A 24,744-nucleotide genomic window follows, 5' to 3' on the forward strand; every position below is an offset into this window, starting at 1 on the left:
CGGCGATCGAAGGCCAACGACCGGACTGTCGTACCCAGGACCGATCAGGCGATCGATATGGTGACGGAAGGTCACATTCCGGATGGCGGCAGTGGTTTGCCACTGTATCGGCCGCCTACGGCAGACGGGTGGTTTCCTCCGGGACTTAGCTCTGCTGGGCTAATCCCCCCTGGCCGGGCCACGTCCCGCGGGCCGGCCGCCCGGGCCCGACGGAACAGGCCGGCCCCCGCGCCGGCCCGCGTTCCGGGTACTACCAGTCACCGCGAGAGGACGACGACGACGTGAACTTGCGGACGACGAAGATCAGCCCGCCGACCACGACCACGAAGACCAGCGCCTTGAAGAGCAGGCTGATCACGAAGCCGACCACGCTGGCGATCAGTCCGCCGAACACGAAGATCGCGATGACGGGCACCGCGATCCACTTCACCCACCAGGGCATTCCCGCGTATATCTCCCGCACGGCCATCGCCTCTACCTCGTCTCTCTGAGTCCTTGCCTCGATGCTAAAGGCGCGAAGCCCCCGGCGGGTGGCCGGTAGCCCTTGAACACCCCTGATCGAGCCCCTAGGGATCCCCGAGAAACCGCGCACCCGGCACCTCCGGGACCGGGCTCCTCAGCCCTCGGGCGGCGAGAAGACGACCATCACCCTCAGGTCCTCGGCGATGTGGTGGAACTTGTGGGCCACGCCCGCGGGCACATAGACGACGCTTCCCCTGCTGACCTGCGTCGTCTCCATCCCCACCGTGATCGCCGCTCGCCCGCTGACGACGAAGTAGACCTCGTCCTGCTGGTGCGGCTGCTGCGGGTCGAGCGCGCCCGCGTCCAGGGCGTAGAGGCCGACGGACATATTGCGTTCCCGCACGAACTGCAGGTAGGCGCCGTCGTTGGCGGCGCGCTCCGCTTCCAGCTCGTCCAGTCTGAATGCCTTCATGGCCCGTCCCGCCCCTTGTGCCCACGCTGTCGGCTGTACCTGTGCTGCCGGTGTCCACCACCGATCATGTCTGCCACGATCAGACACATGAAGAATTTCGTAGTCAAGACGATCGCCAACGCGGGTGCGCTGGCCGTTGCCATCTGGCTGATCGGCAACATCACGCTGGAGGGCGGCAGCACGGGCCGCAAGGTCCTCACCCTGATCCTCGTCGCACTGATCTTCGGCCTGGTGAACTGGCTGGTGAAGCCGGTGGTCCAGCTGCTGACGTTCCCCTTGTTCATCCTGACGCTGGGGTTGATCACCCTGGTGGTCAACGCCCTGATGCTGATGCTGACCTCCTGGCTGGCCGGTGTGTTCGACCTCAGCTTCCACGTCGACGGGTTCTGGACGGCGGTGCTCGGCGGACTGATCATCTCGGTCGTGTCCTGGGCGCTCAATGTCGTCCTGCCCGACGAGAAGTGATTCCAGGCCTCCGAAGCAGGCCCTTCCCGGGCCCTTGCCCGGCCTCTGAAAGAGTGCAGGGCACATCGGTCCACCGCCGGGGAGATCAGTGAAGGAGCAGCCATGAGCACCATGGGCGACGGGACGCGTGCGGTACGCGCCGGACTTCCCGCACCGGAGCAGTTCGAACCCACCCTGCCCGGCCCGGTCTTCGCCGCGCACTTCCACCTCTCCGGCGACCCGGTGGGCCCCTACACCTACGGCCGGGAGACCAACCCGACCTGGACCCACCTGGAGCGGGCCATCGGCGAGCTGGAGGCTCCCGGTGAGGAGGTGGGCACGACGGTGTTCGCCTCGGGCATGGCGGCGATCACCGCGGTGCTGCTCTCCCAGGTCCGCTCGGGCGACGCCGTGGTCCTGCCGGACGACGGCTACCAGGCGCTGCCGCTCGTACGGGAGCAACTGGCGGCGTACGGGGTCGAGGTCCGGACCGCGCCGACCGGCGGCGACGCCCAGCTGGCCCTGCTGGCAGGGGCGAAGCTGCTGTGGATCGAGAGCCCGTCCAACCCGGGCCTGGACGTCTGCGACATCCGGCGGCTGGTGGAGGCCGCGCACGCGGCGGGCGCGCTGGTCGCCGTCGACAACACCCTGGCCACCCCGATCGGCCAGCGCCCGCTGGAGCTGGGCGCCGATTTCTCGGTCGCCAGCGACACCAAGGGCATGACCGGGCACGGCGATATCCTCCTCGGCCATGTGACCTGCCGCGATCCCCGGCTGACGGCGGACGTACGGCGTTGGCGCAAGGTCGTCGGGGCGATTCCGGGACCGATGGAGGCCTGGCTCGCGCACCGCTCGCTGGCCACCCTCCAGCTGCGCATCGACCGGCAGTGCACCACCGCGCTCGCTCTGGCCGAGACCCTGGCCAAGCGGGCGGAGGTCACCGGGCTGCGGTATCCGGGGCTGCCCACCGACCCGTCCTACGCCGTCGCGGTAGGCCAGATGCGGCGCTTCGGCTCCGTGGTCTCCTTCGAGCTGGCCGACCGGGAGACCGCGGAGCGCTTCCTGTCCGCGCTGCGCCTGGTCGACGACGCGACGAGCTTCGGCGGCGTCCGGTCCACCGCGGAGCGCCGGGGCCGCTGGGGCGGCGACGCCGTGGCGGAGGGCTTCATCCGCTTCTCGGTCGGCGCGGAGGACCCCGAGGACCTGCTCGCGGACGTCGAACAGGCGCTGGACACCGCGGTCCGGTAGCCCGGGGGAGTTTCAGACGGTCCTCCACGGGCCACTCTCTTGCCATGACCGAACGTCCTGTGGTCAAGCGCACCGCACGCGCCATCCTGCTCGACGGCGACGATCTCGTCCTGATCAAGCGCACGAAGCCGGGAGTCGATCCGTACTGGCTCACGCCCGGCGGCGGGGTCGAGCCGGAGGACGCCACGGTCGTCGAAGCGCTGCACCGCGAGATCGACGAGGAGCTCGGCGCCAAGATCGTCGACGTGGTCCCGTGCTTCGTCGACACCGTGGAGCACATCGCGGACGGCGGCGTGACGGGCGTCAAGGTCCAGCACTTCTTCGTCTGCCGGCTGGTGTCGATGGATGTCTCCCTGCGGCACGGGCCGGAGATCGACGAGCCCACCGGGGAGTACGAGATCGTCCGGGTGCCCTTCAGCCGGGTCGGGATCGCGGCCGTGCACCTCGTACCGCTGTCCCTGCGGCACTACCTGGACGGCAACATCGAAGGCGTACGGGCGATGCACGCCCCCGACCTGGGCTGACGTCCCCCGGGCCGGGCAGCCGCCGCCGGCCTCGCCGGGCGCGTACTCCCCGGTCGGTACGCGTGGATACTCCCGCTGCCGGACGACCCGGGGCGTCCGGCTCGGCATCGTGTTTCACGTGAAACCACTCAAGCGCCCCGTACGCCGAGGGCTCCTCGTCGCCCATGTCGCCGTCTCCGTCAGCTGGCTCGGTCTGACCGTCGGCCTGCTGACGCTCGGCATCACCGCGTTCGTCTCCGGAGATCCGGCCACCGCCGGGGCCGCCACCCGCGCCATGAAGATCTTCGGCGACTGGCTGGTCATCCCCGTGGCGCTGCTCGCCCTGGTGAGCGGCCTGGTGCTGGCGCTGGGCACTCCCTGGGGTCTGGCCCGGCACCGCTGGGTGTGGACCAAGTTCTGGCTGACCCTGATCACCACGGGCCTGTCGATCTTCTCCCTGCGTCCCGGCATCAACGCGGCCGTCGCCGACGAGGTGGTGGACATCAACCTCGTGATCGCGCCGTCGGTGGCCACGGCCACCTATCTCTTCATCACCGCGATCTCGGTGCTCAAGCCCTGGGGGCTCACCCGGCGCGGCAGGCGGCTGCGGATCTCGGCCAGTTCCGCGAAATCGGTGGACGCGCGATCATCCCGTCAGACAGCCTGACCCCATGCACAGCCCATCACCCCGCTCCCTCGTCGACCTGCCGATCCGTCGCCTGAACCGGGGAGATCTGGTCCCCTGCGCCGATCTCTGCGAGGACCGCGGCTGGCCGCGCGACGAACACCGGTGGGGGCTGCTCCTCTCGGCCGGCACCGGTTACGGGATCGACGCCCCGGACGGCAAGGGCCTGGCGGGGACCTGCCTGACCACGCCGTACGGATCCGACCTCACCGCCGTCGGCATGCTGCTCGTCGCCGAACGCTACGCACGCCAGGGGCTCGCCCGGCGGCTCATGCGGCACGTGATGGAGGCGGTGGGAGACATTCCGCTCGCGTTGTTCGCCACCGCGCAGGGGCAGCCGCTCTACGAGGACCTCGGCTTCTCTTCCGTGGGCAGGGCCGAACGCGTCGGCGGCCGTTTCGGGGTTCCCGGCCCCGGCGGCTCCGCCCCGGCCGCGGCCACTCCCTCCCGCGCGTCCGTGACCACCCGCCCGGCCGCGGCGGACGACCTCCAGGCGATGGTCCGGCTCGACCTCCCGGTGTTCGGCACCGACCGGACGCACCTCCTCGCCCGGCTGCCCGCCTTCTCCGACCGGCTCCAGGTCGCCGAGGAGCACGGCGAGCTGGTCGGCTACGCGGCGCTCTGGCCGAGCGGGCACGCCGAGGTGGTCGGGCCGCTGGTCGCGCGGGACACGGCCACCGCGCAGGCTCTGGTCTCGGCCCTGGCCGCCACGACGGACCGGCCGCTGCGGACCGATGTCTACGCCCAGCACGAGGAGTTGCTCGGCTGGCTGGCGGAGCACGGTCTTGAGCCCCTCACCCGGACCACCGTGATGACGTACGGCGTCCCGGACCTGCCGGGGGACGCCACCCGCAGGTTCGCCCCGCTCACCGTCGCGACGGGCTGACGCGACGGGCTGACGCGCCGGCGGGCCGGCGGGCGCACCTCGGGTTCAGTGCCGGGCCGACGCCACGGTGACCGGTTCGGGGCTGTTCCCGGCGACGATCCGGCCCTTGTCGGTCCCCCGGCGCTCCAGCAGGCTGGAGATCACGGCGAGGACCAGGGCCGACGCCGCGAGCACGGCGCCGACCCAGTTGGGGGCGGTGTAGCCGAGACCTGCCGCGATCACGAGGCCGCCGAGCCAGGCGGAGAGGGCGTTGCCGAGGTTGAAGGCCCCGATGTTGACCGCGGAGGCCAGCGTCGGCGCACCCGCCGCCTGGTCGAGGACCCGCTTCTGCAGCGGCGGCACGGTCGCGAAGCCCAGGGCGCCGATCAGGACGATGGTGACGGCCGCGGCGACCTTGTTGTGGGCGGTCACGGTGAACAGGCCGAGGACAACGGCGAGCGCGCCGAGCGAGACGTACAGCAGGGGCATCAGGTGGCGGTCGGCGAACCTGCCGCCGATCAGGTTGCCGCCCACCATGCCGAGCCCGAAGAGGACGAGCAGCCAGGTGACGGACGAGGCCGAGTAGCCGGCGACCTCGGTCATCATCGGGGTGATGTAGGTGATCGCGGCGAAGACTCCGCCGAAGCCCAGAACGGTCATGGCCATCGCCAGCAGCACCTGGACGTTGCGGAACGCGGCCAGCTCGTGGCGGATGCGCACGCCTTCGGCCTTGGGCTGCTCCGGGACGAGCTTCGCGACGCCGAGCAGTCCCACGACGCCGAGAGCGGCGACGACGAGGAACGTGGTCCGCCAGCCCGCGGTCTGTCCGATGAACGTGCCGAGCGGAACGCCGACGACGTTGGCGACGGTGAGCCCGGTGAACATCATGGCGATGGCCCCGGCCTTCTTCTGCGGGGCGACCAGATCGGCCGCGACCACCGAGCCGATGCCGAAGAACGCGCCGTGGGCGAGGGAGGCGATCACGCGTCCGGCGAGCATGACGCCGAAGACGGGCGCGAGCGCGGACACCACGTTGCCCACGATGAACAGCCCCATGAGAAGCATCAGCATGCGCTTCCGGGTGACGCGGGTGCCCAGCAGCGTCATCAGCGGGGCGCCGATCACCACACCGAGCGCGTAGCCGGTCACCAGAAAGCCCGCGGTCGGGATCGAGACCTGGAAGTCGCCGGCGACCTCGGGGAGCAACCCCATGATCACGAACTCGGTCGTTCCGATCCCGAATGCCCCGATGGCGAGGGCGAGGAGCGCGAGCGGCATGGGTTTCACCTTCCCTGAAGATTGCGTATGCGCCTTACGAGCGTCGACAATAATTGCAGACGCTGGTTAATTGCAAGCGCGGGCTATTGCAGACGTCCCCTATCCTGGAGTCACGCAGCTCCCGTACGGAGGAGAGAGACATGACAGCGACCGACCCCGCCCTGACCGCCATCGCCCAGAGCTGGTGCGCGCTCTCGCTGCTCCACGGGAAGATCGAGGCCCGTATCGAGCGGGCGCTCCAGGCGGGCCACGGCCTCAGCGCACGCGAGTACTCCCTGCTCGACGTGTTGAGCCGACAGCACAACGGCCCGGGCGGACATCTCCAGATGAAGCAGGTCGCCGACGCCGTCGTCCTCAGCCAGAGCGCCACCACCCGGCTCGTCACCCGGCTCGAGGACCGTGGGCTGCTGACGCGCTACCTGTGCGACACCGACCGTCGGGGCATCTACACCGACGTCACCGAGGCCGGGCTGACGCTGCTGGAGGCCGCCCGGCCGACGAACGACAGCGCGCTGCGGGCGGCCCTGGACGAGGCGGCGGAGAACCCGGAGCTCGCCTCCCTGGTCAGGGCGGTCGAGGAGCTGAAGGTTCCGGTCTGACCGGCCTGAACGGCGAGGCCCCCTCCGGGACGGCCGCCCTAGGATGCCGATCATGAGTGATCTCGAAATACGTCCCGTCGCCCCGGACGACCTGGCCGCGGTGGTCGCGATGCTCGCCGACGACCCCCTGGGCGCACAACGCGAGTCCCCGGACGACCTCACCCCGTACTGGCAGGCCTTCCAGCGGCTGGCCGACGACCCGAACCAGCACGTGGTCGTCGCTGTTCGCGAGGACCGGGTGGTCGGCACCCTTCAGCTGACCATCGTCCCGGGGCTGTCCCGCCGCGGCGCGACCCGCTCGATCATCGAGGGCGTCCGCATCCATGGCGACGAGCGCGGGAGCGGCCTGGGCACCCAGCTCATCCAGTGGGCGGTGGACGAATCCCGCCGCCAGGACTGCCAGTTGGTGCAGCTGACCTCGGACGTCACCCGCGAAGACGCGCACCGCTTCTACGAGCGGCTCGGCTTCACGGCCAGCCATGTGGGCTTCAAGCTGGCGCTCTGACGAGGGAGGCGGGTGGGTGTTTCACGTGAAACACCCACCCGCCTCCACGGGACGCATCGTCAGTCAGGGCCGCGCGGACGCCCCTGGCCGGACCTCAGCCGCCGAGACCGCGCCAGCCCTCCGCGTCCACACCGCCGGGTACGGCCGCCCCCGCCTCATAGGGCTCCCGGGTGAAGACGAACGAGCCGAGGTCGAGGTGGTCCACCGAGCCGTCGTCCTTGCGTACGACGCGCAGGGTCTCCCCCGCGTAGTAGTCGCTCTGGCCCGTCCAGGTGCCGTCCGATCGATACGTGAAGGCCGCACCGCGCCCCTTGCCGCCCAGCGGCGTGAGCTGCAGGCCCCGGTCCCCCATGAGCCTCAACGTGAACGTGCTGGTGCCCCAGTGCCAGATCCCGGTCAGCGCGAGCAGCTCGTCATCCACCTCGGGCAGCGGGCACCAGGGGTCCGGGATCCGCGGCTCGGCTTCGACGACGATCCCCAGGAGTTCGGCGGCCACCATCCCCGCGGGCAGTCCGGAGGTGGCGTTGGCGAGGACGACCGCCGCCACGTCCTCCTCCTCGCTGAACCAGAGGCCTGCGACGAACCCGGGAAGCGATCCCCCATGGCCGAAGAGCACGCGCCCTTCGCCGCCGACGATCTGGAGACCGAGACCGTAACCACTGGCCCCCGTCTCGGCCGGCGCGGCGGGCGTACGCATCTCCCGCACGGAGGAGGCCGACAGGACCCGGTCATCGCCCTCGGCCAGGAAGGCGGCGAACCGCAGCAGGTCCGCCGCTGTGGACCAGAGCTGCCCGGCGGGCGCCATGATCCCGAGGTCCTCGGCGGGCTCGCTCAGCATGACGTCGGCCCAGGGGTGGACGGCCCAGCCACCCGCATGCGGCGCCACGGGCCCGGCCGTCGTCCGGTGCATCCCCAGCGGCTCCAGGATCTCGCGGCGCAGCGCCTCCTCCCAGGAGATGCCGCGTACCGCTTCGACCAGCGAACCGAGCAGGGTGTAGCCGGGGTTGGAGTAGTGATGGCGATGACCGGCCGGGTGGGCCTGCGGCCGGTCGCCCAGCACATCGGCGATCTCGGGCCGCAGACTGCCGGGCGTCCGCTCCCACCAGGGGGCGGGTGCTTCTGCGCCCAGCCCCGCGCTGTGGCCCAGCAACTGGAAGACGGTCGCCCCGCCCGCTCCCGTACCGGGAAGGTGCTTCTCCAGCGGATCGTCCAGGTCGATCAGCCCCTCGTCCCGCAGCCGCAGAACCAGAACGGCCGTGAACGTCTTGGTGATCGAGCCGATCCGGTACTGCGTATCGGCGTCGGGAGCATGCCCCTCGACGCACGTACGCGCCCCGCTCCAGGCCGTACGCCCCTGTCGCCCCACCGCGGCCACGACGGACGGCGCACGGCCGTCCCGCTGCGCGACGGCGATGCGGTGCAACAGGGCGCGTCGGGTACTGGGAAGCAGGTCTTCGCCGATAGAGGTCATGGTCCAACCCCTACCCGACGAGCGGCTCCCTGACGAACCCTTTTCCGCGAAGTCAGGGAGTCACGGAGTCACGGAACCGCGGCGTCCCGGCCCGGGCTCAGCGCTTACGGCGGTACGTCCGGACCAGTGAGCCGTTCTCGAAGGTCCGCACTCCCCCGAGGGTGAACTCGAAGACCGTGGAGCCGGACCCGAACATCGGCATACCGGCTCCGTACACCACTGGGTAGGTCTTGATCACGAGCTCGTCGATCTCGTCGAGCAGCTCGCCCGCCAGCCGAGATCCGCCGCACAGCCAGATGCCCAGCCCGCTGTCCTCGGCCTTGAGCTCCCTGATCCGGGCGACCGGGTCCTCCGCGATCAGTTCGACGTTCGGGTGCGGGGACTCCGTGAGCGTCCGGGAGGCGACGATCTCCCGGAGGTGGCCGTAAGGGCTGGTGATGCCCGCGTCCAGAGCCAGCTGATAGCTCTTCCGGCCCTGGACCACCGTGTCGAAGCGCTGGTTCTCGGCGTCATGGAACCCGAGCAACTCGCGGCCCTCGGCCGAGATGGTCTCCGGGTACTCCGACTTCAGGAAGCCGAGGAACTCCTCGCTGACGAAAGGCATCATCGCCGAGGCATCGCCATCGGCATCCCCGATGAAGCCGTCGATCGAACAGGCGATGAAGTAGGTGAGGTTGCGCACGCGTTCCCCGTTCCGTCGTCGGGTGCGGGCCGGACGGCCCGGGGTGGAGCAGCAGGTGTGCCGGTGCGGCACCCGCCCCAACCACGTCACTTATAGTGCTTCACATGTAGTGGTCGTGCAATCGACTTTCCGAGGCCGACCCGGGCAGGGAGACAGGTCATGGCGAAGAACCCCGAACGCAGGGTCACCCTCACGGACGCGGCGATCGACGTCCTCGCACACGAAGGCGCCCGCGGGCTCACCTTCCGCGCCGTGGACGCCCGGGCGGGCGTGCCGGTGGGCACCGCGTCGAACTACTTCAGCAGCCGCGACGACCTCCTGATGCAGACCGGCGCCCGCATCAACAGCCGGATGACACCGGACCCGGCCCAGGTCGAACGGGCCATGCTGCCCGCCCCCTCCCGGGAGCTGGTCACCGAGCTGATGCACTGGCTGATCCGCCGCATGACCGACGACAGGACCGGCTATCTGGCCATGCTGGAACTCCGTCTGGAGGCGACCCGCCGCCCCGAACTGCGCACCCAGCTGACCCGAACCGTGCGCGCCGGCTACGAGGAAAGCCTCTCCTTCCACCGCGACCGGGACCTCCCGGGCGACCACGACGCCTTCCTGGTCCTCTACCTGGCCATGACCGGAGTACTCCTGGAGCACTTCACGCTCCCCGACATGTTCGGCGACACCGGCCTCGACCGCCTGGTCGAGGCCGTCGTCACGCGGATCATCCCGGCCCCCTAGCGCGCTCGCGGAGCCGCCGATCACCCTGCTGAAATCAGTCGGTGCCGAACTCCATCGCGGCGTGGTCGAGCATCTCGTCGCCACCGGACACCCTGCCGCGTGAGGCGATGACCTCGGCGCCGCCCTGCGGCATCGCACCGATCAGTCCGGTCGAGGCCGCCTGCGCGGCGCCGATGAGCGCGGGATGGGTCGATCCGACCATGCCGAGGCCGGCGTACTGCTCGAGCTTGGCGCGCGAGTCGGCGATGTCGAGGTTGCGCATCGTGAGCTGGCCGATCCGGTCCACCGGGCCGAACGCCGAGTCCTCGGTGCGCTCCATCGACAGCTTGTCCGGGTGGTAGCTGAACGCCGGGCCGTCGGTGTCCAGGATCGAGTAGTCGTCACCACGCCGCAGCCGCAGCGTCACCTCCCCGGTGACCGCCGTGCCCACCCAGCGCTGCAGCGACTCGCGGATCATCAGCGCCTGCGGGTCGAGCCAGCGGCCCTCGTACATCAGCCGGCCGAGCCGCCGCCCCTCGTTGTAGTAGTTGTCCAGGGTGTCCTCGTTGTGGATCGCGTTGACCAGCCGCTCGTACACCACGTGCAGCAGCGCCATCCCGGGCGCCTCGTAGATGCCGCGGCTCTTGGCCTCGATCACCCGGTTCTCGATCTGGTCCGACATGCCCATGCCGTGGCGTCCGCCGATCGCGTTCGCCTCCATCACCAGGTCGACCGGGGTGGCGAACTCCTTGCCGTTGATCGTCACCGGGCGGCCCTGATCGAAGCCGATCGTCACGGTCTCGGCAGCGATCTCCACCGCGGGATCCCAGAACCGCACGCCCATGATCGGCTCCACGGTCTCGATGCCGGCGTCGAGGTGCTCCAGAGTCTTGGCCTCATGGGTGGCGCCCCAGATGTTGGCATCGGTCGAGTACGCCTTCTCGCTGCTGTCGCGGTAGGGCAGCTCGTGGGCGACCAGCCACTCCGACATCTCCTTGCGGCCGCCGAGCTCGGAGACGAAGTCCGCGTCCAGCCACGGCTTGTAGATCCGCAGGTGCGGGTTGGCGAGCAGCCCGTAGCGGTAGAACCGCTCGATGTCGTTGCCCTTGAACGTCGACCCGTCGCCCCAGATCTGTACGTCGTCCTCCAGCATCGCCCGGACCAGCAGGGTCCCCGTGACGGCACGGCCGAGCGGCGTGGTGTTGAAGTAGGCACGTCCACCCGACCGGATATGGAACGCGCCGCAGGTGAGCGCGGCCAGCCCCTCCTCGACCAGCGCCGCACGGCAGTCGACCAGGCGCGCGATCTCGGCGCCGTACGCCGACGCGCGCCCCGGCACCGAGGCGATGTCGGGCTCGTCGTACTGGCCGATGTCGGCGGTGTAGGTGCACGGGACGGCACCCTTGTCGCGCATCCACGCGACGGCGACCGAGGTGTCGAGACCGCCGGAGAAGGCGATGCCGACACGCTCGCCGATGGGCAGGGAGGTGAGAACCTTAGACATAGGAAGAGTATGCATCCCAACGCATGATCATTCAACGTGGCGCGTCCAGGGACCTCCCGTACCGTCCGAGAGAACGCCCCGCCGTCGGTGCCCGGGATGAGACGCCCCGGTCCGGCAAGCTCACAGCGCGCCGAGAAACTCCCTGGTGGCCGCCGCGAACTCCGCCGGAACGGTCTCGTGGACGGTGTGTCCGGCCGGCAGCTCGACCAGCCGCGTTCGGGGGCGCCGTGCCGCCATGTCCCTGGCCTGCTCGGCGCTGAGCACCGTACTGCGGCTGCCCCGGATGAGCAGGGCCGGGCAGTCGCCGGCGAGCCAGTCGTCCCAGTGGTCGCCGTTGAGCTGCCGCTGCGAGGCGTTCATGTCCTCCGGGTCGAAGGCGAGCCCCCATCCGTCGGCGTACTCACGGACGGCATCCGTGAGGTGGCTCGCCGACGGGCCCAGCGCATCCAGGAGCGCGGCCCGGGTCGGTGCCCGGCGCGGCCAGGACAGGCTGAAGGAGAGGTCCCCATCGACCTCGGCTCCTATGTCCTCGACGATCAGCGCGTCCACCAGCCCCGGGCGCCGGGCCGCGAGCTGGTAGGCGTTGACACCCCCGAGGGAGTGGCCGAGCACGACCGCGCCGCCGATCCCCAGGTGCTCCAGCAGGGCCGCGGCGTCCTCGGCGTAGCCGGTGCGGGAGTAGTCGGCCGAGCGGTCGGAATGGCCGTGCCCCCGCTGGTCGAGGGCGACGATCCGCCAGGCATCGCCCAGTTCACCGGCGAGGCGCGTGAACGTGCGCCCCTCCGCGAAGTGCCCGTGCAGGGCCAGCAGAGGACGCCCCGGACCACCGAAGTCGAGGAAGGACAGCCGCCGCCCGGACACACGCAGGGCGCCGCGTTCCGGCCCGGGCGAAGTCCTCGGCGTCATGCCCGCCAGTATGAGGGCTCCCTGACACGAGGTCAGGAGGGGCCGGTGTGCCGGTGTGGTGGTCCAGCAGGCGGGAAGGCAACCGGACGAGCTGGTCGCGTTCGGACGGGCCCAGCGACGCGAGCAGTTCGCCGTCCTGGCCGTCCAGGGTCGCGTCCAGGAGGCTCGGGCGCCGACCGACGCCGTACGTTCGCTCGCGCCCAAACGTTAGTGTCACGAACGTCAACGCCACGAACGTCAACGGCGAACCTCCAGGAAGGAAGATCCACCATTCCCACCAAGACCGTGCAGATCCCCACCGCGGACGGCCTGGCCGACGCCTTCGTCGCCCACCCCGAAGACGCCGAGCGGCACCCTGGGGTGCTGATGTACGCGGACGCCTTCGGCATCCGTCCCGTACTGCGGGAGATGGCCCGCGAACTGGCCGGGCACGGCTACTACGTGCTCGTCCCCAACTTCTTCTACCGGAACGGCCCGACACCGGTCGTCGACCTCCCCGAGCACATCGGAGAAGAGCACCGGCCCGCGCTCATCGGCCGGTTGATGCCCCTGATCGAGGCGCACACCGCCGAACGCGTCGTGCGCGACGCCGACGCCTACCTCACGTATCTCTCGGCCCAGCCCGAGGTGGACGCCGGACCGGTCGCGGTGACCGGCTACTGCATCGGCGGCCTCCTGGCGACCCGTACCGCCGCGGCCCACCCCGGACAGGTGGCCGCCGTCGCCGCGTTCCACGCCCCCGTCGCCGCCGACGGGCCCGACGGCTTGCGCCGTCTCACCGCCGAGGTCCACTTCGGCCACGCGGCGACGGACATCACGCCGGAAGCGCTCGGCGAGCTCAACGGGTCCCTGGACGCCGCGGGCGTCGGCTACACCTCCGAGATCTACCCCGGCACCGTCCACGGCTTCACCATGTCCGACACCGACGCCTTCGACCCGGCCGGACTCCAGCACCACTGGGACCGCCTGCTTCCCCTCCTCGCCCGCACCCTGACGAAGGCCTGAGGGCTCCCGCTCCCCCGGCGACGGGCTCCGGGACCACACGGCTCACGCCCCAGGGCCCTGGTCCGCGGCGCCCGTCGCGTGGGGAAGCAGAGGGAACAGCCGGGTGATCAGAGCCACCGGCAGAGCGCCGTCGGGCCGGGCCAGAGGGCGCTGTTCGCGGTCCTGGTAGGGCGCGAGCGCCTGCCGGACCACGCCCGCGACCCGGCGCATCTCCGCAGGTGTCAGATAGGCGACGGCGCTGAAGGCCTCGCCGTGACGCCAGTCGGCCGGCGCCTCGTCCCGCTGGGCCAGCCATCGCTGCCAGCTCTCGTCCTCCAGCCCCCGGGCCATGTCACCGAATCGAGCATCTGCGGACCCGCCGGCCGTGGCGGTGTGCCGCTTCAGCCGCCAGGGGCGGGCGCGGCCCCCGCGGTGGGGAGCCTCTTCGATGTACCCGTGGCGTGCGAGCTGACGCAGGTGAAAGGAACAGAGCCCGGAGCTGTGGCCCAGCCGGGCGGCTGCTTCGGTCGCCGTGACGGCTCCGACTTCGGCGAGCAGGTCCAGCAGTTGTGTACGGACCTCGTGCTCGCGCAGTTCTTCGCCCGCCCCACGCGTCCGGTCGTTCGGTGCGTCGACATCATCTTCAGTCACTTTGCAAAGTCTGCTACTTTGCAAAGAACTTGGCAAGCAGCACCAGTTCAAAGGCGTCGAGCCGCCACGCTGTCCCAGGCACCCGTGGTGTGCGCTGGAGGGGAGCAACTCATGCCTGTTCGTCACGAGCAGTCCCGGCCCGTCGACCGGCCCGTCGACCGGCCCGTCGACCGGCGCGTCGACCGGCGCGTCCGTCTGCAAGGTCGGCCCGTCGACTCGTATCCGGCTCTGCCTCCGGAGGCGGAGCGGGGTTCGGTCCGGCGGATCACGGTGGTGGGCGAGGAGATCCTGAACCGTTCGTGCCAGGACGTGACCGCGTTCGGCACCGGCGAGTTGTCGGCGCTGATCGACGACATGTTCCTGACGATGTATGTGGCCGACGGCGCCGGCCTGGCCGCCAACCAGGTGGGCGTCGCCCTGCGGCTGTTCGTGTACGACTGCCCGGACGACTACGGGGTCCGGCATATCGGCCACCTCATCAACCCGGTCCTGGATCTGCCCGAGCCGGGCGGTCGCCGACTCGTCGACGACTCCGAGGGCTGCCTGTCCGCGCCCGGTGCGACCATGACGGTTCCCCGCACCGATCGTTCCGTCGCTCGCGGGTTCGACAAGGACGGCAACGCGGTCGTCATCGAAGGAACGGGGTACTTCGCCCGGTGCCTGCAGCACGAGACCGATCACCTCTTGGGGCACACGTATCTCGACCGGCTCTCCGCCCGGGACCGCAAGGACGCGCTGCGGCAGACGGCGGACCGCCGTGAGGACGTGTTCGCCCGGCGTGCGCTCAAGGCCGCCGGTATGGGGCGGTGAGAGCTCGGTACGTCAACCGTCTCCGGCCGGGCGGGAGTCCGTCAGGTCTGCGCCATGTCCACGAAGCGGGAGTAGTGCCCCTGGAAGGCCACGGTGATGGTGGCCGTCGGGCCGTTACGGTGCTTGCCGACGATGATGTCCGCCTCGCCCGCGCGCGGTGACTCCTTCTCGTACGCGTCCTCGCGGTGGAGCAGGATGACCATGTCGGCGTCCTGCTCGATGGAGCCGGACTCACGCAGGTCGGACACCATCGGCTTCTTGTCCGTGCGCTGCTCGGGGCCACGGTTCAGCTGCGAGAGCGCGATCACCGGGACCTCCAGCTCCTTGGCCAGCAGCTTCAGGTTTCGGGACATGTCCGAGACCTCCTGCTGACGGCTCTCGGACCGCTTCGAGCCACCGGCCTGCATCAGCTGCAGATAGTCGATGATCACGAGCTTGATGTCGTTGCGCTGCTTGAGCCGGCGGCACTTCGCGCGGATCTCCATCATCGACAGGTTGGGGGAGTCGTCGATGTAGAGCGGGGCGGCCGAGACCTCGGGCATCCGGCGCGCGAGCCGCGTCCAGTCCTCGTCCGTCATCGTGCCGGACCGCATGTGGTGCAGGGCGACCCGCGCCTCGGCCGACAGCAGACGCATCGCGATCTCGTTGCGCCCCATCTCGAGGGAGAAGATGACGCTGGGCAGGTTGTTCTTGATCGACGCGGCGCGGGCGAAGTCCAGCGCCAGCGTGGACTTACCCATCGCGGGACGGGCCGCGATGACGATCATCTGGCCGGGGTGCATGCCGTTCGTCAGGGCGTCGAGGTCCGTGAAGCCCGTCGGCACTCCGGTCATCTCGCCGCTGCGTGAGCCGATGGCCTCGATCTCGTCGAGCGCGCCCTCCATGATGTCGCCGAGGGGGAGGTAGTCCTCGCTGGTGCGCTGCTCGGTGACGGCGTAGATCTCGGCCTGCGCGGAGTTGACGATCTCGTCGACGTCCCCGTCGGCCGCGTATCCCATCTGCGTGATCTTCGTGCCCGCCTCGACCAGGCGCCGGAGCACCGCCCGCTCATGGACGATCTCCGCGTAGTACGAGGCGTTGGCCGCGGTGGGGACGGACTGCACCAGGGTGTGCAGATACGGCGCTCCGCCGACCTTGGTGATCTCCCCGCGTTTGACCAGCTCGGCGGCGACCGTGATCGGGTCGGCCGGCTCGCCCTTGGCGTAGAGATCGAGGATCGCCGTGTAGACGGTCTCGTGGGCGGGGCGGTAGAAGTCGTGCCCCTTGATGATCTCCACGACGTCCGCGATGGCGTCCTTGGACAGCAGCATGCCGCCGAGGACCGACTGCTCCGCGTCGAGGTCCTGGGGCGGCACCCGCTCGAACCCGGGGGAACCGCCCTCCCAGGCCTCGTCCGAGCCGCGGTCGTGGCGGTCCTCACGCCCCTTGCGGTCCCCGCGGCGCTGGCGGGAGACAGGCAGACGGTCCCCGGGACCGGTCTCGGTCCAGGGGTCGTCCAAAGGCTCGGGAATGCTCACCGCGCCGCCTCCTCCCGTCCGCATCGCGGACCTAGCCGTGCCACTCTTTCTTACGGCACGGCACCGACAAACAGGTCGCCCGACTCCACTTCCGGCGCATCTGGTTCGGTGGATTCCGGTGCCGGAACGGAGTGCGGGCGCCGCACCACGGTAGGCCCCTCCGCACCGTCAGCCAATCTGGTTATCCACAGGGCATGTGGACGACGGACCAGATGCTGTGGAGAACCCCGCCGAACCTGTGCACGGACCGGGGGACAGCACTGTGGACAAACTCATAGCCACATCTGCGTGACCACTCTGACCTGCACGTTCCCCATCCACCGACTGTGGGGGAGAAAAACTTTCGCCCTCATTTCAAGATCACCGCAAACGGCGCGGGAAGGAAGGCCCCACCGGGACTCAAGTAAGGGCCAAAGACTGATTGCATCTCTTACCTGTGGAAGATTAGATTGACCCCCATGACCCAGGCCCCCGCGACCCCGAAGAACAGCCGCCGACGGCACGACCGCGAGATCATCGCCCTTGCCGTTCCGGCGTTCGGCGCGCTCGTCGCCGAGCCCCTGTTCGTGATGGTCGACAGCGCCGTCGTCGGCCACCTCGGCACCCCGCAGCTGGCCGGCCTCGGCATCGCCGCGGCCCTCCTGATGACCGCCGTGAGCATCTTCGTCTTCCTCGCCTACGCGACCACGGCGGCCGTCGCCCGCCGCGTGGGGGCGGGCGATCTGCCCGCCGCCATCCGCCAGGGCATGGACGGCATCTGGCTCGCCCTGCTGCTCGGTGCCGCCGTCGTCGCTCTCGCGATCCCGACAGCCCCCTGGCTCGTCGACATCTTCGGCGCGTCCGACACCGCCGCTCCGTACGCCATCACGTACCTGAGGATCTCCATCCTCGGCATCCCGGCCATGCTCGTCGTGCTCGCCGCCACCGGCGTACTGCGCGGTCTCCAGGACACCCGCACCCCGCTGTACGTCGCCGTCGGCGGTTTCACGGCGAATGCCGTCCTCAATGTGACCCTCGTCTACGGTGCCGGGCTCGGCATCGCCGGATCCGCGTGGGGAACGGTGATCGCCCAGGTCGGTATGGCCGTCGTCTATCTCGTCGTGGTGATCCGAGGGGCCCGGAAGCACGGCGCCTCCCTGCGCCCGGACGCGGCCGGCATCAGGGCGAGCGCACGGGCAGGCGTACCCCTGCTGGTCCGGACCCTGTCCCTGCGCGCTGTCCTGATGATCGCCACCGCCGTCGCCGCCCGGCTCGGGGACGTCGACATCGCCGCGCACCAGATCATCCTCTCCCTCTGGAGCCTGACCGCCTTCGCCCTCGACGCCATCGCCATCGCGGGGCAGGCGATCATCGGCCGCTATCTGGGGGCGAACGACGAGAAGGGCGCACGCGAGGCCTGCCGCCGCATGGTCGAGTGGGGCATCGGCTGCGGCATCGCGCTCGGCGTCCTGATCGTGCTCGCCCGGCCCCTCTTCATCCCGCTCTTCACCAGCGACCCCTCGGTGCAGGACACCCTGCTCCCCGCGCTCCTGGTCGTGGCGGTCTCCCAGCCGATCGCCGGCGTGGTCTTCGTCCTGGACGGCGTCCTGATGGGAGCGGGCGACGGACGCTATCTCGCCTGGGCGATGCTGGTGACACTCGCCGTCTTCGCTCCCGTCGCGCTCCTGGTGCCCTCCCTCGGCGGCGGGCTCACCGCGCTCTGGTGGGCGATGACGCTGATGATGGCCGTCCGCCTCGTCACGCTCTGGCTGCGCACCCGATCGGGCCGGTGGATCGTCACCGGGGCCACGCGCTGAGCGGCACACCGCACGAGCTGTTTCACGTGAAACGTCCCGGGGCTGTTTCACGTGAAACACAGTGAAGGGCCGCACCCAGTGGGTGCGGCCCTTCACTGGCTCAGCTGAGCTCTGCCCTTAGGCAGCAACGACCTCGACGGCCAGCTTCGCTGCGACCTCGGGGTGCAGACGGACGGACACCTGGTGTCCGCCGAGCGTCTTGATCGGCGAACCGAGCTCGACGCGACGCTTGTCGACGTCCGGACCACCGGCGGCCTTGATCGCCGAAGCGACGTCGGCCGGGGTGACCGAGCCGAAGAGACGGCCGGCGTCGCCGGAGCGAACAGCCAGACGGACCTTCACGCCCTCGAGCTTGGCCTTGATCTCGTTGGCCTGCTCGATCGTCGCGATCTCGTGGATCTTGCGGGCGCGGCGGATCTGCGCCACGTCCTTCTCGCCACCCTTGGTCCAGCGAATGGCGAAGCCACGCGGAACCAGGTAGTTGCGGGCGTACCCGTCCTTGACGTCGACGACGTCGCCGGCGGTGCCGAGGCCGGAGACCTCGTGGGTGAGGATGATCTTCATGCTGTTGTCACCCTTCCCTTATCGCGCGGTGGACGTGTAGGGCAGCAGCGCCATCTCACGGCTGTTCTTGACAGCCGTGGCGACGTCACGCTGGTGCTGCGTGCAGTTGCCGGTGACGCGGCGGGCACGGATCTTGCCGCGGTCGGAAATGAACTTCCGCAGCATGTTCGTGTCCTTGTAGTCCACGTACTGGGTCTTGTCCTTGCAGAACGCGCAGACCTTCTTCTTAGGCTTGCGCACAGGCGGCTTCGCCATGGTGTTTCTCCTGTGTGATCAAGAAGTGGGGGTACGAGCAGCCCTAGAAGGGAGGCTCGTCCGAGTAGCCGCCGCCAGAGGCACCGCCGGAGCCGCCGGAACCGCCGGAGCTTCCGCCCCAGCCGCCTCCGCCGCCCTGCTGTCCCCCGCCGCCCTGGCCGCCTGCCGGCGCGCCGGTCGCCCACGGGTCGTCGGCGGGTGCACCGCCGCCGCCCTGCTGGCCACCGCCACCGGGACCGCCGCCCCAGTTACCGCCGCCCTGCTGGCCGCCGCCGTATCCACCCTGGCCGCCCTGACCACCGCGACCGGTGGTCTTGGTGACCTTGGCCGTGGCGTTCTTGAGGCTGGGGCCGACTTCCTCGACGTCCAGCTCGTAGACCGTGCGCTTGACGCCCTCACGGTCCTCGTAGGACCGCTGCTTCAGCCGGCCCTGCACGACGACGCGCATGCCTCGCTGGAGCGACTCCGCGACGTTCTCCGCCGCCTGACGCCAGACCGAGCAGGTGAGGAACAGGCCTTCGCCGTCCTTCCACTCATTGGTCTGCCGGTCGAAGATGCGGGGAGTGGACGCGACACGGAACTTCGCGACCGCCGCACCGGACGGGGTGAAGCGCAGCTCGGGGTCGTCGACGAGATTGCCGACGACCGTGATGACGGTCTCGCCTGCCATGGGTGAACCTCTCGGCGGGGATTGCTTCTGGCTGCTTGCTGCTACTCGGACCCGAAAACCGCTGAGCTAGATGCTCAGTGGATCTCGGGACGGAGGACCTTGGTCCGGAGGACCGACTCGTTCAGGTTCATCTGGCGGTCGAGCTCCTTGACGACCGCAGGCTCGGCCTGCAGGTCGATGACCGAGTAGATGCCCTCGGGCTTCTTCTTGATCTCGTAGGCGAGCCGACGACGGCCCCAGGTGTCGACCTTCTCCACCTTTCCGTCGCCCTCACGGACGACGGAGAGGAAGTTCTCGATCAGCGGGGAGACTGCTCGCTCCTCGAGATCGGGGTCGAGGATGACCATCACCTCGTAGTGACGCATGTGGAACCCACCTCCTTTGGACTCAGCGGCCACGGTCGTTCCGTGGCAGGAGGGTCGTGATGCGTATTGCAACGGTGTTCCCGAGGAGAACACCCGGCACTGACAATCAGCTCCCCAACCATCCCGGAACGGGGGTTTGGGTAGAGGCTCGCCGTGCTGGCCTGGGCAGACACCGGTGCAGACCGTACAGACTACCCGTAGACCGGCTTCCGGTTGAAATCAGGAGCTCAGAGGGCACAATCGAGACAGATGCGGTGTGAGAGGCGCTACACCCGCAGCGGTGCGGGAGGCGCTGGATCCACCGCCCATCCGTCCGGTCCGTCCGGTCCGTCCGGCCAGGAGGTACTCCATGGCACAGACCATTCGCCCCGCCACCGGTTCGCTCTTCGCGACGGACGGCAAGCCGCACCCGCTCCAGGACACCCTGCTCGCCGTGACCCTCGTGCTGGGGGCTCTCGCCTTCGTGACGGCGATGTTCCATCACCTGCACCTGATCAGCTCGTGGGCCGGGCTGGTCGGCATCCTGACCGGTGGGTACGGGATGTACGTCTCCAAGACGACCGGCGAGCGGTTCGGCCTGGTCATCGGACTCGGCGCGGCCGCCGTCGGCTTCTTCCTCGGCATGGCCCACGGCGGCCTGTTCGGCGGCGTGATCACCTGACCGGAGCACCGGCCGGAGCACCGGCCGGAGCACGGACCGGCGCGGGTGCCCAGGCACCTGCGCCGGTCCGCCGTGCGTTCCCGCCCCCCGGGGCAAGGCCGGGCGCCCCTCGGTCACAGTAGGCTTCGGCGCGAGAGCCGGAGCCCCTGACCGATGGGGACACACCTGCCGAGGAGCGCCCCGCATGAGCCTGACCCTGAGGACCATCAGCCGAGAGCAGCATCTGGCGTACATCCAGAGCCTGCCCTCGGCCAGTCACTGCCAGGTCCCGGCGTGGGCTGATGTGAAGACCGAATGGCGCTCGGAGAACCTGGGCTGGTTCGACAAGAACGGCGAGATCGTCGGCGCCGGCCTCGTCCTGTACCGCCAGCTGCCCAAGATCAAGCGCTACCTGGCGTACCTCCCCGAGGGCCCGGTCATCAACTGGTACGCGCCGAATCTGGACGACTGGCTCCAGCCGATGCTCGCCCACCTGAAGCAGCAGGGCGCCTTCTCCGTGAAGATGGGCCCGCCGGTGGTCATCCGGCGCTGGGACTCGGCGGCCATCAAGTCCGGCATCCAGGACCCGGACGTGAAGCGCCTGCGCGACGTCGAGGCCACCCACATCGAGCCGCGCGCCTTCGAGGTCGCGGACCGGCTGCGGAAGATGGGCTGGCAGCAGGGCGAGGACGGCGGCGCCGGATTCGGTGACGTACAGCCCCGCTACGTCTTCCAGGTGCCGCTGGCCAACCGCTCGCTGGAGGACGTCCTCAAGGGCTTCAACCAGCTGTGGCGCCGCAACATCAAGAAGGCCGACAAGGCCGGCGTCGAGGTCGTCCAGGGCGGCTACGAGGACCTGGCCGAGTGGCAGCGGCTCTACGAGATCACCGCCGTGCGCGACCACTTCCGGCCGCGCCCGCTCTCGTACTTCCAGCGCATGTGGACCGTCCTCAACTCCGAGGACCCCAACCGGATGCGGCTCTACTTCGCCCGGCACAACGGCGTGAACCTCTCCGCGGCCACAATGCTCGTCGTCGGCGGACACGTCTGGTATTCCTACGGCGCCTCCGACAACATCGGGCGCGAGGTCCGGCCGTCGAACGCCATGCAGTGGCGCATGCTGCGCGACAGCTACGCGATGGGCGCGACCGTCTACGACCTGCGCGGGATCAGCGACTCGCTGGACGAGACCGACCACCTCTTCGGCCTGATCCAGTTCAAGGTCGGCACCGGCGGCGAGGCCGTCGAGTACGTCGGCGAGTGGGACTTCCCGCTCAACAAGCTGCTCCACAAGGCGCTCGACATCTATATGTCGCGCCGCTGATCCGCTTCACTGCATACCTGGGCCGGCACCTCTCGGCACCCACCGTTCGTTCCTGATCCACCGCAGCCACCAGAAAGGTTCCGGGCCGCCATGGCGCTCTCCCTCTACGTCGACACCGCGCGCTGGCGGGCGCACCAGAAGTCCGTGATCGACCAGTTCCCCGGTCTCGTACCCGTCTGCAAGGGCAACGGCTACGGCTTCGGCCACGAGCGCCTCGCCGACGAGACGATCCGCTTCGGGTCCGACACCCTCGCCGTCGGGACGACCTACGAGGCGGCCCGGATCAAGGACTGGTTCAGCGGCGATCTGCTCGTCCTGACCCCGTTCCGGCGCGGTGAGGAACCCGTACCGCTGCCGGACCGCGTCATCCGGTCCGTCTCCTCCGTCGACGGGGTGCACGCCCTGGTGGGCGCCCGGGTCGTCATCGAGTGCATGAGCTCGATGAAGCGCCACGGCGTCAAGGAGGAGGAGCTCGGGCAGCTGCACGCGGCGATCGAGGACGTACGGCTCGAAGGCTTCGCCCTGCACCTGCCGCTGGACCGCACCGACGGCTCCGACGCCGTCGAGGAGGTCATCGCCTGGATGGACCGGCTGCGCGCGGCCCGGCTGCCGCTGCACACCATGTTCGTCAGCCATCTGCGCGCCGAGGAGCTGGCCCGGCTCCAGCAGCAGTTCCCGCAGACCCGCTTCCGCGCCCGTATCGGCACCCGGCTCTGGCTCGGCGACCACGAGGCCACCGAGTACCGGGGGGCCGTCCTGGACGTCACCCCCGTCGTCAAGGGAGACCGGTTCGGCTACCGCCAGCAGAAGGCCGCGTCCGACGGCTGGCTGGTCGTCGTGGCCGGCGGTACGTCCCACGGGGTCGGCCTGGAGGCGCCCAAGGCGCTGCACGGCGTGATGCCGCGGGCCAAGGGCGTCGCCCGCGCGGGCCTGGCCACGGTCAACCGCAACCTGTCGCCGTTCGTCTGGGCGGGCAAGCAGCGCTGGTTCGCCGAGCCGCCGCACATGCAGGTCTCGATCCTGTTCGTGCCCTCGGACGCCCAGGAGCCCCGGGTCGGTGACGAGCTGGTCGCCCACCTGCGCCACACGACCACCCAGTACGACCGGCTCGTCGACCGCTGAGCGGCCCGGGCGCGGCCCTGGACGGCCGCGCCGGGTCCCGGCTCAGCCGCCGTCCCTGGTGGGTGTCACGCCCCACTCCACCTGAGGTCCTGTGGCCGTCGGGGCCGTGTGCCCGGACGGCCGGGCCTGGGGCGCCAGCACGAACGCGTCCGGAGCCCCGTCGAGGACACCGCCCGACGGGTCGTCCGACCCGTCCCTGCGCACCGGGTCCTTCTCCGGCAGGAGGATGTCCCGGACGATCAGCACGCACAGGTACAGCGTGCCCAGCAGATGCAGGGCGATCGCGACCTGGTAGCCCTCCTGCGGCAGTCCCTGGTGCTTGTCCCCGCCGCTGGTGTAGGCGAGGTAGAACCAGATCCCGAGGAAGTACATGACCTCGCAGGCCTGCCAGATGAGGAAGTCGCGCCAGCGCGGCCTGGCCAGGACGGCCAGCGGGATCAGCCAGAGCACGTACTGCGGTGAGTAGACCTTGTTCGTCAGGATGAACGCGGCCACCACCAGGAACGCCAGCTGGGCGAAGCGCGGCCGGCGGGCCGCGGACAGGGCCAGGCCCGCGATGCCCGCGCAGAACACGACCATCAGGACGACCGAGGCGGTGTTGACCGTCTCCACGTCGATGGGCTTGCCGGTGCGCTGGGTGATGATCAGCCAGAACGAGCCGAAGTCGATGGGCCGTTCCTGACTGAAGGTGTAGAACTTCCGCCATCCCTCGGGGGCGAGGAGCATCACCGGCAGGTTCACCACCAGCCAGGCCGCCCCCGCGCCCAGCAGGGCCGTCCCGAACTCGCGCCACCTGCCCGCCCGCCAGCAGAGCACCAGGAGCGGGCCGAGCAGCAGGACGGGGTAGAGCTTGGCGGCGGTGGCCAGGCCGATGAGGATGCCGAACGCGAGGACCCGGCCCCGGGACCACATGAGCATCGCCGCGGCCGTCAGGGCGACGGCCAGCAGGTCCCAGTTGATGGTCGCGGTGAGCACGAACGCGGGGGCCAGCGCGACCAGGAGACCGTCCCAGGGGCGGCGGCGATGCGTGCGGACGGTGCACACGGCGATGACGACCGCGCAGATCATCAGCATGCCCGCGTTGACCATCCAGTACATCTGCTCGCGCTGCTGGATGGGGTCGCTGTCGGGCGTCAGCGTCAGCCAGGCCGCCACCTGCATGAACACCCCGGTCAGCACGGGGTACTCCAGGTACTGCATATCGCCGCTCAGCCGGTCGAAGTACGGCACCAGGCCGTCGGCGAACCCGCGTCCCAGAAAGAGGTGCGGAATGTCGGAGTAGCAGGCGTGCGTGTACTGCGAGGTGGCCCCGCGGAACCAGGCCCATTCGTAGCAGGGGATCTTCTGCACCATGCCGAGGGCGAACATCCCGATCATGACCAGCGCGACGACGCGCACCGGCGTGAGCGGGCCGTCGCCGAGCCGCGCCCAGCGCCCCACCCGGCCACCGAACAGCTCGCTGCCGGCCGCCGCGACCTCGTCCTGATCGGTGGGCCGCACGACGGGCCGTTCCTCGTGCACGCTCGTGTCTTCTGCGCTGGGGCTTGGCATGCCGCACATCCTGCCGTACGGGGCTGTGCCCGGGGCAAGGACCGCCCGGGGGACACGGCAGGAGAGCCCAGGACGCCGTACGTCGCCGGGAACACGGCGAGGGCCGCCGCACCCGGATGGGTACGGCGGCCCTCGCCGCTGCGCTGAGCCGGACCCC

The 24,744-nt window shown here is 69.9% G+C and carries 29 protein-coding genes; 15 read left to right on the top strand and 14 right to left on the bottom strand.

Translation table 11 applies throughout. The features are described 5' to 3' along the window. Positions 1–250: 250 nt before the first annotated feature. Together ACIQPT_RS14360 and ACIQPT_RS14365 are read right to left on the bottom strand one after the other, a co-directional pair. On the bottom strand, positions 251–463 hold the full coding sequence (locus tag ACIQPT_RS14360; RefSeq protein ID WP_401155959.1) for a DUF5326 family protein: 213 nt from the start codon (positions 461–463) through the stop codon (positions 251–253). A 153-nt stretch (positions 464–616) separates the two neighbouring features. After that, positions 617–934: a cupin domain-containing protein gene (locus tag ACIQPT_RS14365; RefSeq protein WP_401155864.1), complete on the bottom strand. Its 318-nt coding sequence runs from the start codon at positions 932–934 to the stop codon at positions 617–619. Positions 935–1,021: 87 nt separating this feature from the next. On the opposite strand from ACIQPT_RS14365, the gene ACIQPT_RS14370 reads away from it, so the two are divergent. From ACIQPT_RS14370 to ACIQPT_RS14390, 5 genes are all read left to right on the top strand, one after another. After that, complete coding sequence (locus ACIQPT_RS14370; protein ID WP_401155865.1) at positions 1,022–1,399, top strand: phage holin family protein; 378 nt, start codon at positions 1,022–1,024, stop codon at positions 1,397–1,399. 102 nt (positions 1,400–1,501) lie between these two features. Beyond that, positions 1,502–2,626 (top strand): cystathionine gamma-lyase, encoded by a 1,125-nt coding sequence (locus tag ACIQPT_RS14375; RefSeq protein WP_401155867.1) that lies wholly within the window; start codon positions 1,502–1,504, stop codon positions 2,624–2,626. A gap of 44 nt (positions 2,627–2,670) precedes the next feature. Then, complete coding sequence (locus tag ACIQPT_RS14380; protein WP_401155868.1) at positions 2,671–3,150, top strand: NUDIX domain-containing protein; 480 nt, start codon at positions 2,671–2,673, stop codon at positions 3,148–3,150. 118 nt (positions 3,151–3,268) lie between these two features. Then, complete coding sequence (locus ACIQPT_RS14385; RefSeq protein ID WP_401155870.1) at positions 3,269–3,796, top strand: DUF2269 domain-containing protein; 528 nt, start codon at positions 3,269–3,271, stop codon at positions 3,794–3,796. A 4-nt stretch (positions 3,797–3,800) separates the two neighbouring features. Continuing rightward, a complete protein-coding gene (locus ACIQPT_RS14390) occupies positions 3,801–4,700 on the top strand; it encodes a GNAT family N-acetyltransferase (protein ID WP_401155872.1) in 900 nt (299 codons plus the stop codon). A gap of 45 nt (positions 4,701–4,745) precedes the next feature. Here the strand turns inward: ACIQPT_RS14390 and ACIQPT_RS14395 are convergent, their stop codons facing one another. Further along, positions 4,746–5,957, bottom strand: coding sequence for an MFS transporter (locus ACIQPT_RS14395; protein ID WP_401155873.1), 1,212 nt, complete (start codon positions 5,955–5,957; stop codon positions 4,746–4,748). A gap of 140 nt (positions 5,958–6,097) precedes the next feature. On the opposite strand from ACIQPT_RS14395, the gene ACIQPT_RS14400 reads away from it, so the two are divergent. After that, positions 6,098–6,556 carry a MarR family winged helix-turn-helix transcriptional regulator gene (locus ACIQPT_RS14400; RefSeq protein WP_401155875.1) on the top strand — a complete coding sequence of 153 codons (459 nt, stop codon included), beginning with the start codon at positions 6,098–6,100 and terminating at the stop codon, positions 6,554–6,556. A gap of 52 nt (positions 6,557–6,608) precedes the next feature. Then, positions 6,609–7,061 (top strand): GNAT family N-acetyltransferase, encoded by a 453-nt coding sequence (locus ACIQPT_RS14405; protein WP_401155876.1) that lies wholly within the window; start codon positions 6,609–6,611, stop codon positions 7,059–7,061. A gap of 94 nt (positions 7,062–7,155) precedes the next feature. On the opposite strand, the gene ACIQPT_RS14410 is transcribed toward ACIQPT_RS14405, so the two are convergent. Both ACIQPT_RS14410 and ACIQPT_RS14415 read right to left on the bottom strand, forming a co-directional pair. After that, positions 7,156–8,532 carry a serine hydrolase domain-containing protein gene (locus ACIQPT_RS14410; RefSeq protein ID WP_401155878.1) on the bottom strand — a complete coding sequence of 459 codons (1,377 nt, stop codon included), beginning with the start codon at positions 8,530–8,532 and terminating at the stop codon, positions 7,156–7,158. Between the two features lie 97 nt (positions 8,533–8,629). Continuing rightward, positions 8,630–9,214 carry a dihydrofolate reductase family protein gene (locus ACIQPT_RS14415; RefSeq protein ID WP_401155880.1) on the bottom strand — a complete coding sequence of 195 codons (585 nt, stop codon included), beginning with the start codon at positions 9,212–9,214 and terminating at the stop codon, positions 8,630–8,632. Between the two features lie 159 nt (positions 9,215–9,373). On the opposite strand from ACIQPT_RS14415, the gene ACIQPT_RS14420 reads away from it, so the two are divergent. Then, a complete protein-coding gene (locus ACIQPT_RS14420) occupies positions 9,374–9,949 on the top strand; it encodes a TetR/AcrR family transcriptional regulator (protein ID WP_401155882.1) in 576 nt (191 codons plus the stop codon). Between the two features lie 34 nt (positions 9,950–9,983). Here ACIQPT_RS14420 and argG read toward each other — a convergent pair whose 3' ends face one another. Both argG and ACIQPT_RS14430 read right to left on the bottom strand, forming a co-directional pair. Further along, positions 9,984–11,432 carry an argininosuccinate synthase gene (gene argG / locus ACIQPT_RS14425; RefSeq protein ID WP_401155884.1) on the bottom strand — a complete coding sequence of 483 codons (1,449 nt, stop codon included), beginning with the start codon at positions 11,430–11,432 and terminating at the stop codon, positions 9,984–9,986. A 120-nt stretch (positions 11,433–11,552) separates the two neighbouring features. Continuing rightward, positions 11,553–12,338, bottom strand: coding sequence for an alpha/beta fold hydrolase (locus ACIQPT_RS14430; protein WP_401155886.1), 786 nt, complete (start codon positions 12,336–12,338; stop codon positions 11,553–11,555). 55 nt (positions 12,339–12,393) lie between these two features. Here ACIQPT_RS14430 and ACIQPT_RS14435 point away from each other — a divergent pair, with 55 nt between their 5' ends. After that, on the top strand, positions 12,394–12,549 hold the full coding sequence (locus ACIQPT_RS14435) for a hypothetical protein (RefSeq protein WP_401155888.1): 156 nt from the start codon (positions 12,394–12,396) through the stop codon (positions 12,547–12,549). 59 nt (positions 12,550–12,608) lie between these two features. After that, entirely contained in the window at positions 12,609–13,343 is a 735-nt protein-coding gene (locus tag ACIQPT_RS14440) for a dienelactone hydrolase family protein (protein ID WP_401155960.1), read from the top strand. A 42-nt stretch (positions 13,344–13,385) separates the two neighbouring features. Here the strand turns inward: ACIQPT_RS14440 and ACIQPT_RS14445 are convergent, their stop codons facing one another. After that, positions 13,386–13,973, bottom strand: coding sequence for a winged helix-turn-helix transcriptional regulator (locus tag ACIQPT_RS14445; protein ID WP_401155889.1), 588 nt, complete (start codon positions 13,971–13,973; stop codon positions 13,386–13,388). 111 nt (positions 13,974–14,084) lie between these two features. Between ACIQPT_RS14445 and def the strand changes: the two genes are divergently transcribed. Next, positions 14,085–14,783 (top strand): peptide deformylase, encoded by a 699-nt coding sequence (def, locus tag ACIQPT_RS14450; protein ID WP_401155891.1) that lies wholly within the window; start codon positions 14,085–14,087, stop codon positions 14,781–14,783. Between the two features lie 41 nt (positions 14,784–14,824). Here the strand turns inward: def and dnaB are convergent, their stop codons facing one another. Beyond that, positions 14,825–16,300 (bottom strand): replicative DNA helicase, encoded by a 1,476-nt coding sequence (gene dnaB / locus ACIQPT_RS14455; RefSeq protein WP_026290418.1) that lies wholly within the window; start codon positions 16,298–16,300, stop codon positions 14,825–14,827. Between the two features lie 458 nt (positions 16,301–16,758). On the opposite strand from dnaB, the gene ACIQPT_RS14460 reads away from it, so the two are divergent. Beyond that, positions 16,759–18,096: an MATE family efflux transporter gene (locus ACIQPT_RS14460; RefSeq protein WP_401155894.1), complete on the top strand. Its 1,338-nt coding sequence runs from the start codon at positions 16,759–16,761 to the stop codon at positions 18,094–18,096. Between the two features lie 117 nt (positions 18,097–18,213). Here ACIQPT_RS14460 and rplI read toward each other — a convergent pair whose 3' ends face one another. The 4 genes from rplI to rpsF form a co-directional block, all read right to left on the bottom strand. Then, positions 18,214–18,660, bottom strand: a complete 447-nt coding sequence (gene rplI, locus ACIQPT_RS14465) for a 50S ribosomal protein L9 (protein ID WP_018513854.1) — start codon at positions 18,658–18,660, stop codon at positions 18,214–18,216. An 18-nt stretch (positions 18,661–18,678) separates the two neighbouring features. Then, positions 18,679–18,915, bottom strand: a complete 237-nt coding sequence (rpsR, locus tag ACIQPT_RS14470) for a 30S ribosomal protein S18 (RefSeq protein WP_003967857.1) — start codon at positions 18,913–18,915, stop codon at positions 18,679–18,681. Positions 18,916–18,958: 43 nt separating this feature from the next. Further along, positions 18,959–19,585 (bottom strand): single-stranded DNA-binding protein, encoded by a 627-nt coding sequence (locus tag ACIQPT_RS14475; protein ID WP_018957346.1) that lies wholly within the window; start codon positions 19,583–19,585, stop codon positions 18,959–18,961. A gap of 74 nt (positions 19,586–19,659) precedes the next feature. Beyond that, positions 19,660–19,950, bottom strand: a complete 291-nt coding sequence (gene rpsF / locus ACIQPT_RS14480; RefSeq protein WP_018957345.1) for a 30S ribosomal protein S6 — start codon at positions 19,948–19,950, stop codon at positions 19,660–19,662. A gap of 349 nt (positions 19,951–20,299) precedes the next feature. Here rpsF and ACIQPT_RS14485 point away from each other — a divergent pair, with 349 nt between their 5' ends. The 3 genes from ACIQPT_RS14485 (at position 20,300) to ACIQPT_RS14495 (ending at position 23,036) form a co-directional block, all read left to right on the top strand. Next, the gene (locus ACIQPT_RS14485; protein WP_401155895.1) at positions 20,300–20,611 is read left to right on the top strand and encodes a hypothetical protein; all 312 of its coding nucleotides are present in this window, start codon (positions 20,300–20,302) and stop codon (positions 20,609–20,611) included. Positions 20,612–20,795: 184 nt separating this feature from the next. Beyond that, complete coding sequence (locus tag ACIQPT_RS14490; protein ID WP_030077277.1) at positions 20,796–21,914, top strand: peptidoglycan bridge formation glycyltransferase FemA/FemB family protein; 1,119 nt, start codon at positions 20,796–20,798, stop codon at positions 21,912–21,914. A gap of 90 nt (positions 21,915–22,004) precedes the next feature. Further along, entirely contained in the window at positions 22,005–23,036 is a 1,032-nt protein-coding gene (locus ACIQPT_RS14495) for an alanine racemase (protein WP_401155897.1), read from the top strand. A gap of 42 nt (positions 23,037–23,078) precedes the next feature. Here the strand turns inward: ACIQPT_RS14495 and ACIQPT_RS14500 are convergent, their stop codons facing one another. Further along, the gene (locus tag ACIQPT_RS14500; protein WP_401155898.1) at positions 23,079–24,596 is read right to left on the bottom strand and encodes a glycosyltransferase family 87 protein; all 1,518 of its coding nucleotides are present in this window, start codon (positions 24,594–24,596) and stop codon (positions 23,079–23,081) included. Positions 24,597–24,744: the final 148 nt, after the last annotated feature.

Origin of the sequence: Streptomyces sp. NPDC091289, from assembly GCF_044757365.1 — a bacterium.
In the GTDB taxonomy this organism is placed as follows: domain Bacteria; phylum Actinomycetota; class Actinomycetes; order Streptomycetales; family Streptomycetaceae; genus Streptomyces.